Source organism: Pseudobacillus sp. FSL P4-0506 (assembly GCF_038003025.1).
In the GTDB taxonomy this organism is placed as follows: Bacteria; Bacillota; Bacilli; order Bacillales; family Domibacillaceae; genus Pseudobacillus.
In genome coordinates this window covers 2,852,036-2,860,000 of sequence record NZ_JBBOOI010000001.1, presented here as the reverse complement: position 1 = coordinate 2,860,000, position 7,965 = coordinate 2,852,036, and the positions used below count along the sequence as shown (strand labels likewise).

Here is a 7,965-nt window from a genome sequence, read left to right as displayed (position 1 = left end):
TAGAGCGCACGCCTGATAAGCGTGAGGTCGATGGTTCGAGTCCATTCAGGCCCACTTTGTTCCGCAGTAGCTCAGTGGTAGAGCAATCGGCTGTTAACCGATCGGTCGCAAGTTCGAATCTTGCCTGCGGAGTTACTTTTGTGTAAGGAAAAGGATATTCTCTGCTGTCACCACTTTTTTAAATGAAAATCCCTATTTTTCTATATAAAGAAGAAAAGAAGGGTTATTTTTATATTAAATGCGCCTTTAGCTCAGCAGGATAGAGCAGCAGCCTCCTAAGCTGCAGGTCAGAGGTTCAAATCCTCTAAGGCGCGTAAAACAGAAGGGAAAACCCCTTCTGTTTTTTTTTGCTCTTTAACTTTCTATTTGACATCCCTCTTAATGGAAATGTCGAAAATGCCGGATGAGCAATACAGCAATCTCCAGCAGCAGGTTAAAGTCATCGGGCTGGATGAGAGATGGAAAGAAGCCAGAGATATATACAGCTGTGTGAACCTGATGTTCGACGATATGGCGTTCTTTATGGTACAAAACAATTTGACCGAAGAAGACGTGCTAGAAAAGGAAATAAAATTGACTTTCCGGATTATGTTATCAAGTTGTTTGAAGGCTATTTAGGCTAGTTACACGGTAGACTCCCGAAGCAGTTCTAAAAAGGGATCTTAAGAGGAAAAGAGCCGCTCACTGCTCAAAATGACGAATCTATTTCTAGAGGCGATTTGATAATTGAATGACGATCAAAAAAGTTAAAATAGGAGTTCTCCAAACAACATCTTTAATCAAGAATACAAGCACAACACCTATATAATCATTCAACGTATAGAGAAAGTGCTGTACGTTTTCATTGATTGTTTTACGAGATCCATTTTCTTGATTTTAACAAAATTTACAATGTGCAAAATTCAAATTAAATATTAAAAATACTTCTCAACAAGCATTAGTTACTAGATATACCCATATCTAACAAGTGCGGATTCTCTGTATAAAAAACTTCGTATTAAATTGATAAGAATTTCAAGAGATTTTGATAAGATTTTAAAGTTTTATTTTCTAAATATTCTATATAATCTAAATAAATCAGAGATAAAGGGGGAAAAAAGATGCAGAGAAAAGGAAATTTGGCATTCGTTTTATTAAGCGCTTTTCTACTGTTTATATTTGCAGGCTGTTCCGGAAAAAAAGATGCCGGCTCAGAAAATGGTGGAAAAGATAGCGAGAATGGCGGAACGGTCACAATCGGGATTGCACAGGACGCCGTTGCCATTGATCCGGCCTTTTCCTACGATTTTGCGACAGGACCAGTCGTTAACTCCATCACAGAAGGATTGCTTAAATTCGATAAAAACGGCGAGCTTCTTCCTAACCTTGCAAAGGAATGGGAGAATCCTGATGAGAAGACATACATTTATCATATCCGCGATGACGTGACCTTCTCAGATGGAAGTCCGATGACAATGGAAGATGTTATGTTTTCAATGGAAAGAATTAAAGATCCTGCAACCGCTTCCTATGTAGGCTGGATGTATGAAAATGTAGAGAAGATTGAACAAGATGGGGATTGGACAATTAAAGTCACATTATCAGAGCCTGATGCTTTGTGGCAATATGTACCTGCAACAACTGCTGGACATGTAATTTCTAAAAAGTATTTTGAGGAACATAAAGAAAACTTCGGCAAGCCAGAAGGTGGACTATTGGGGACAGGGTCCTTTAAGTTTGTAAGCTGGCAAACAGGATCAGAAATTGTTTTGGAGAAAAATGAAAATTACTGGAATAAAGAGGGCGGCCCTTATGTGGATAAAGCGGTTTTCAAAGTGATTCCCGAGGGCACAACGAGAATTACCGGGTTGAAAACGGGGCAATTAAATATTGCCACAGAGCTTCCTCTGGATCTAGTGGAAAAAATAAAAGAAATGGATAATGTGAGATTGGATACGTCAGATTCATATTTAATAGATGGTATCGAGTTCAATACACAAAGAAAGCCATTTGATGATCCTAAGGTAAGACAAGCAATGAACTATGCGCTTGATAAAGATAAAATTTTAAAGCAGATTGTTAAAGATGCGGGGATTCCTGCTGAAGGGTCAACTGTGCCGCCAGTCATGTGGACGTTTTCTAAAGATAAGTGGGAAGCTGCAAAGAAAGAGTTGCCTGACTACTCTTCCAACATAAAAAAAGCAAAGAAATTATTGGCAGAATCAAGTGTGCCGAACGGCTTCAAAGCGACCATTTCCACTGATGGAGACAGTCTCCGAATGAATGCTGCTTTGGCGTTGCAAGCTGCAGTTAAGCCGCTTGGCATTGAATTAGAGGTTGAAAAGCTGACTGGAGAGGAATTGATGACCCGTACATTCGGCGGCGCCAGAGATTATGATATTGCGGTGCAAAACTGGGGGTCGGATTTCCCAGATCCTTCAGGAAACTTAAGTCCGTTATTCCACTCAGCTAACACAGCTGATGGCGGTGCCAATTACGCCAACTATAAAAATCCAGAAGTTGATAAGCTGCTTGAAGAACAAAACAAGTTGATCGACCATGACAAGCGTGCAGAGCTAATGATTCAAGCACAAAAAATCATTGCGGAAGATTCGCCATGGATCACACTAAGCCATCAAAAACAAATGATGGCAATGACCAATAACGTGGAAGGTTATCATATCACTCCATTATGGTATTGGGATGATATCTTAAAAAACATTAAATTAAAATAATGGCAGTATGAAAGAGCTCCTCTTCATCAAGCATTTATTTGAAGAAGGGGAGATTCTCCCTTCGGAAGTCTTCCTTTTTGATATGGGGCAGCATGGATTAATGCTTGGAACAAGGAAGGGCGATAGCGTAAATTATTTTCCCTTGAAGGAGGTGTAGGCTTGACTAGCTATATTATAAGGAGACTTCTCTTTTTAGTTCCCATATTATTCATTGTATCTGTTCTCATTTTTGGCATGTCAAGACTGGTACCCGGGGATCCGGCAATCATCATGGCGGGCGGACACCAAACGTCACCGGAAGTCTTAGATAATATCCGTGAAAAATACCACTTGAATAAGCCGGTTATAGAACAATATGCCATCTGGTTGAAGAACGTGGCTGTAGGAGATTTGGGCGAGAGTTTCAAAATGAAGCAATCTGTCACAAATATGATCGTGGAGCGCCTGCCGCTCACATTCCAATTAATTGTCATGAGTATGATCTTTACCTTGATCATCGCCATACCGCTTGGTATATTGTCAGCTGTTAAGAAAAACACTTGGATGGATCACCTCTCAACTTTATTCGCTTTCGTGGGAGTATCTTCTCCTGTGTTCTTCACCGGTATTTTGATGGTACTGTTATTTTCCTACCATTTGGATTGGCTGCCTGCTTTTGGAGCGGGGAGCGGATTTAATGAGAACTTGATTCATTTGCTGCTTCCTTCTCTCGCACTGAGCTTCAATATGATCGCTTTAAACTCCAGAATTACAAGAAGCGGTATGATTGAAGTAATGAACACGAACTATATTCAAACAGCTGTAGCGAAGGGGTTGCCGCGAAAAGCCATTATTTTCAAACATGCATTGAGAAATGCACTTATACCACTTGTCACTGTAACCGGAATCCAAATCGGTGTTCTCATTGTAGGAACAGTGCTTGTTGAATACACATTTGGTCTGGGAGGGCTGGGCAGTCTTATTATTAACGGGGTCCAAACGAGTGATTACCCCGTTGTCCAGGGAACCATGCTTTTTATGGTGGTTGTCTTCCTGCTGATCAACCTTGTCGTTGATGTTCTTTATGCTATTATCGATCCAAGAATACGTTATAAATAGAAAGGAGGCATACGATGGAACTCCAAAGTCAGCCACCTGCACAACTGCCGGCAGCTCCAGCAGAGAAAAAAAGAAGTGTATGGAAGTCACCGCTTTTCAAAAATAAATTGTCAGTGATGTCGGGAATAATTATTATTATGATAATACTTATTTCGCTGTTTGCCCCGCTGATTTCTCCATATGATCCTGATGTGCAGGACCTGAGCAAATCATTAGAGCCTGCTTCCTCTGCACATTGGTTTGGCACTGACATGCAAGGGAGGGATATTTTAAGCAGGATCATTTATGGAACGAGAACAACCTTGCTCGGAGCAGTGTTTGTCGTATTGCTATCAGTTGTTGTCGGCGTTCCACTAGGCCTTATCTCCGGCTATTTTGGAGGTAAGATTGATAACCTTATAAACCGTGTCTGGGACGTTCTTCTCGCTTTTCCAACCATCTTACTCGCATTCATTATTGTTGCCACATTTGGAAGAGGCTTTGAAAACGCTGTAATCGCGCTAGGTATCGTGTATGTTCCGATGATTGCCAGGCTTGTTCGCTCTGTGACACTTGTAGAAAAAGAGCAATCCTACATCGATGCAGCTCAAGCTTTAGGATATTCCCATACACGTATCATCTTCCGGCACATTTTACCTAATTGCCTGTCACCGATTATTGTTCAAGTCGCAATCGACTTCGCCTATGCGATCATCGATTTGGCGGCATTGAGCTTTCTAGGACTGGGTGTACAGCCTCCGACGGCAGACTGGGGATACATGCTGTCAGAAGGAAGGGAATATTTACTCATTTCTCCGAATACGGCTTTAGCAGCAGGTTTTTCTATTATGATCACCGTGATTGCGTTTAATTTGTTTGGCGACGGTTTGCAAAGCCAGCTAGACCCAAAACAGCGAAAAGCAAGTTAATCTAATGGATGACCGGAGGATTTATGTTGCTTTCTCTTAATCTATTCACGGCATTAATCATTTTGGGCATTGTTGGCGGAATGATCAGTCTCACTATGATTGTCATGATTTTAATAACCGAAAAAGAAGTCGACTTTTTGGAAGTCGAGAAAAAAAGAGCGGATCTCGAAGTGCTGCTGAACGAATCTAAGCTACTTCACTTATCCGCTCAAATTCAGCCCCACTTTCTCTTTAACACATTAAACACAATTTCGACGTTAATTCGTTTAGAAAAAAATAAAGAGGCGGAGCAGGCTATTTACTCCATGTCATCGCTGCTCCGCTATCACTTAGATAAAAAAGCCTCACTTATTTCTTTAAAAGAAGAGATGAAGTATGCAGAGCAATATTTATCCATTCAACAGCTTCGATTCGGACCTAGGCTGGAATGGAAAATTGATGCTCCTGAAGAATTGCTGGAAATGAAAATACCAATGCTTGTTATCCAGCCATTAATTGAAAACGCCTGTATTCATGGAGTGGAGCCATCTATGGACGGAGGTAAGATTAGTATATCTGCCACAAGCACGGATGGAGTGCTGCTATTGGAAGTTAGAGACAACGGAGCAGGAGTCAGTGAGGCTGTGGTCCGTGAGTTTGAACAATGGAAAGCACACAGCCATAGTGCAAAGAACGGAACAGCTATTGGCCTAAGAAATGTCCATTCCCGCCTAAAAGAACAATTTGGCAAAAACAGTGGATTATCAATTAAGAAGGATAGAAAAGGTACAATCAGTACAATTACGATCACACCTATTTCCCAAGATTTCCAAGAAAATGATCATGCGTAAAGGAGGGGCCATATGAAAGTACTCATAGTTGATGATGAACCCTTGGAGCTTTTGAATATTGAAAGCATTCTTCATTCATTTGACCCCCTGATTGATGTATTTACAGCGGCGAATGGCTATGAAGCCTATAGCATGCTGAAAGATGAGCCCATGGATATTGTTTGCCTGGATATTCGAATGCCTGGCTGGAATGGAATTGAAACATTGCAGAAAATTAAGGCGCAGTGGCCTCATGTGAAGGTCATACTTATTTCTGCCCACGGTGAATTCCATTACGCGCAAGAGGCCATTGTATCCGGAGCATCCATCTATCTTTTAAAACCTGTGGTTCCGGAAGAACTGATGAATGCGATCAGAAGAATGCAACATGAGATTGAAAGAGAGCTTGAGGAACAGTTACTGTTGCTGCAAATGGCAGCTGAAAAATGGTCAAGAGGAGAGGAATCAAAAAAGCTGCTCTTTGGTGCGCACCTTCATATCCAGCCTAATGTGGTCACTGTCATCAGATTCAATCGTAACAAACCTTTTGATAAGGCGTTCTGGGATACCATCGTATGCCGAACACTTGATAAGACAACAGCTGTCCCCCAGTCTGTCGATGGGCACTGGATCTATTTGACAGAATGTCCTGAAGGAAACAATTACACGGTGAAAGAGAAGCTTTCCTTCCTAAAATTAGAGCTTGCGGAGAAGGATAAAGAGATCGAATGGCTGTTTGGCGTAGGGGAAGCTGTTGCCCATCCAGATTTTCTAAAGCAATCGTACGATAGTGCTGTGCAAGCTGCATTAAACAAGGATGAAGCGGTGATTCAACAATGCCTTCATTTCTTATCACAGCAATATGCCAGTCCGATTACTTTGAATCAATTAGCACAAGAGGTTCATCTCAGTGCCTCACATTTAAGCAGAATATTCAAGAGCCAGCTTGGAATTACGTTTGTTGATGTCTTAACAAAAATTAGAATTGAACAGGCAAAGGAACTATTGAAGAACAAAGAGCTGTCCATTCAGTTCATATCCGACCGAATAGGTTTCAGCAGTCCGGATTACTTTTCTTCAACTTTCCGGAAGCTAGAGGGAATTTCCCCAAGCCAGTTCCGTTTACAGAGGGAGCATGACAAACAATCATGTTCCTAACATTGCAAATTTTTACTCTTGTTAGTTTATTTTTGTTGTTAATCGGTGCTCGGCAAGTAGAGAAGAACAACCCCGACCTAGAACGTCCCATTGGCTTAGGAAAAGGGATTGTTATCCTCGTGAATCAATGGGTTGGATTGACCACATTTCTTGTTGCAGCGCAATTGTCATATGAGCAGGGCGTGAGTGGTCTATTCGGCTATTGCCTGGCTGGATTGGCCAGCCTGCTCTGCCTATACTTCCTGTTGAAAAAAAGAGCAGTGCCGCATGATCCGGTGCATGCGACAAGAACAATAAAGCCGCTTTTGCTGCTTTATTATCTAGAACATTTTATTGTAAGCCTATTGGCTGCAAAGTTTATATTCAAGCTTTTCTATAGCGTAAATATAGTGATCTTAGCCGGCTTGTTTGTCGTCTTTTATCAATTTATTCTTTTGGCGAAAAGTAAAAATCTTTATATTCGCTCTCTCATCATCAGCATGCTGGCGTTGGTTGCTACTGTGCTTTTACCTACCTTTGTATATTTAAAGATGAGTGTGCCCACGATCTATTCTGGTGTTCACTTTTTGGCACCGGAGATGCTTATTTTGGATGATCTGTCGGGATGGCTTCTAGGAGGAGTATTATTCATTCGGTTCATGGCTCATCACCTATTGAATCAAAACATGCGGAAAATCTTTATGAATATTAAACAAGAGAAAAGACCTCTTGCTTTTACGATTTCATCTTTCATATGGTTCTTTGTCCCGCTCTCGATGGGAACCTTGGCGTTTGTCGCCAAAGCATCCGCCATATGGCCGGCTTCCAATGATGAAGTAGGTCTTCAAGTCGTCCAGCAGTTTGGCGGACAGCTTGGAATTGTTCTGTTAGTCGTAACCTTGCTGGTCATTTTGTTCTCTTCCTCGGCTGGTGATTTTGTTGATAAAACCTTTGTCCGAAAAGATATCTTCGTGAAGGCAGCGGTATTAGGAATGGCTGCGTTGATAGTAACTACGCTTCCAAAGCTTACGATCCTTGATGTCATGGTCTTTGCCTCTCTTGTTTGGGCTCCGGTGGTTCCAGCTATGTATTTAATGGAAACAAGCCTATTGGCCAGGTGGCCCGTAGCTTTCGTTTTTCTAGCCGGTGTAGGAGCAGAAACATACGGAATGTTTCATTTTAGCTTAGAATGGGGAATTTTGCTGTCTGCCATGGTATCTGTTTGTCTGTCTTTCTTATTCAGAGGATACCGCAGTAAAGAAAAAAAGCAATCAGCATAAAAGTCTTCCGCTTTTCTAT

7 protein-coding genes and 3 tRNA genes (1 of these 10 running past the window's edge) are annotated in these 7,965 nt (G+C 41.5%); all 10 read left to right on the top strand.

The genetic code is table 11. The features are described 5' to 3' along the window. A tRNA-Ile gene (locus MKZ02_RS14385) sits at positions 1-54 on the top strand (it extends 20 nt beyond the left edge of the window). Positions 55-60: 6 nt separating this feature from the next. Beyond that, positions 61-132: transfer RNA gene (locus tag MKZ02_RS14380), tRNA-Asn, on the top strand. Between the two features lie 108 nt (positions 133-240). Next, a tRNA-Arg gene (locus tag MKZ02_RS14375) sits at positions 241-314 on the top strand. Between the two features lie 82 nt (positions 315-396). Next, on the top strand, positions 397-618 hold the full coding sequence (locus tag MKZ02_RS14370) for a hypothetical protein (RefSeq protein WP_340854183.1): 222 nt from the start codon (positions 397-399) through the stop codon (positions 616-618). 482 nt (positions 619-1,100) lie between these two features. Further along, the gene (locus MKZ02_RS14365) at positions 1,101-2,714 is read left to right on the top strand and encodes an ABC transporter substrate-binding protein (protein ID WP_340854181.1); all 1,614 of its coding nucleotides are present in this window, start codon (positions 1,101-1,103) and stop codon (positions 2,712-2,714) included. A 159-nt stretch (positions 2,715-2,873) separates the two neighbouring features. Beyond that, positions 2,874-3,812 carry an ABC transporter permease gene (locus MKZ02_RS14360; RefSeq protein ID WP_340854179.1) on the top strand — a complete coding sequence of 313 codons (939 nt, stop codon included), beginning with the start codon at positions 2,874-2,876 and terminating at the stop codon, positions 3,810-3,812. A gap of 14 nt (positions 3,813-3,826) precedes the next feature. Next, positions 3,827-4,720, top strand: coding sequence for an ABC transporter permease (locus MKZ02_RS14355; protein WP_340854177.1), 894 nt, complete (start codon positions 3,827-3,829; stop codon positions 4,718-4,720). A gap of 23 nt (positions 4,721-4,743) precedes the next feature. Then, the gene (locus tag MKZ02_RS14350; RefSeq protein ID WP_340854175.1) at positions 4,744-5,550 is read left to right on the top strand and encodes a sensor histidine kinase; all 807 of its coding nucleotides are present in this window, start codon (positions 4,744-4,746) and stop codon (positions 5,548-5,550) included. Positions 5,551-5,562: 12 nt separating this feature from the next. Then, the gene (locus MKZ02_RS14345; protein ID WP_340854173.1) at positions 5,563-6,687 is read left to right on the top strand and encodes a response regulator; all 1,125 of its coding nucleotides are present in this window, start codon (positions 5,563-5,565) and stop codon (positions 6,685-6,687) included. Continuing rightward, positions 6,678-7,946 carry a hypothetical protein gene (locus MKZ02_RS14340; RefSeq protein WP_340854171.1) on the top strand — a complete coding sequence of 423 codons (1,269 nt, stop codon included), beginning with the start codon at positions 6,678-6,680 and terminating at the stop codon, positions 7,944-7,946. The genes MKZ02_RS14345 and MKZ02_RS14340 overlap by 10 nt, the downstream gene beginning before the upstream one ends. The last annotated feature ends 19 nt before the right edge of the window (positions 7,947-7,965 follow it).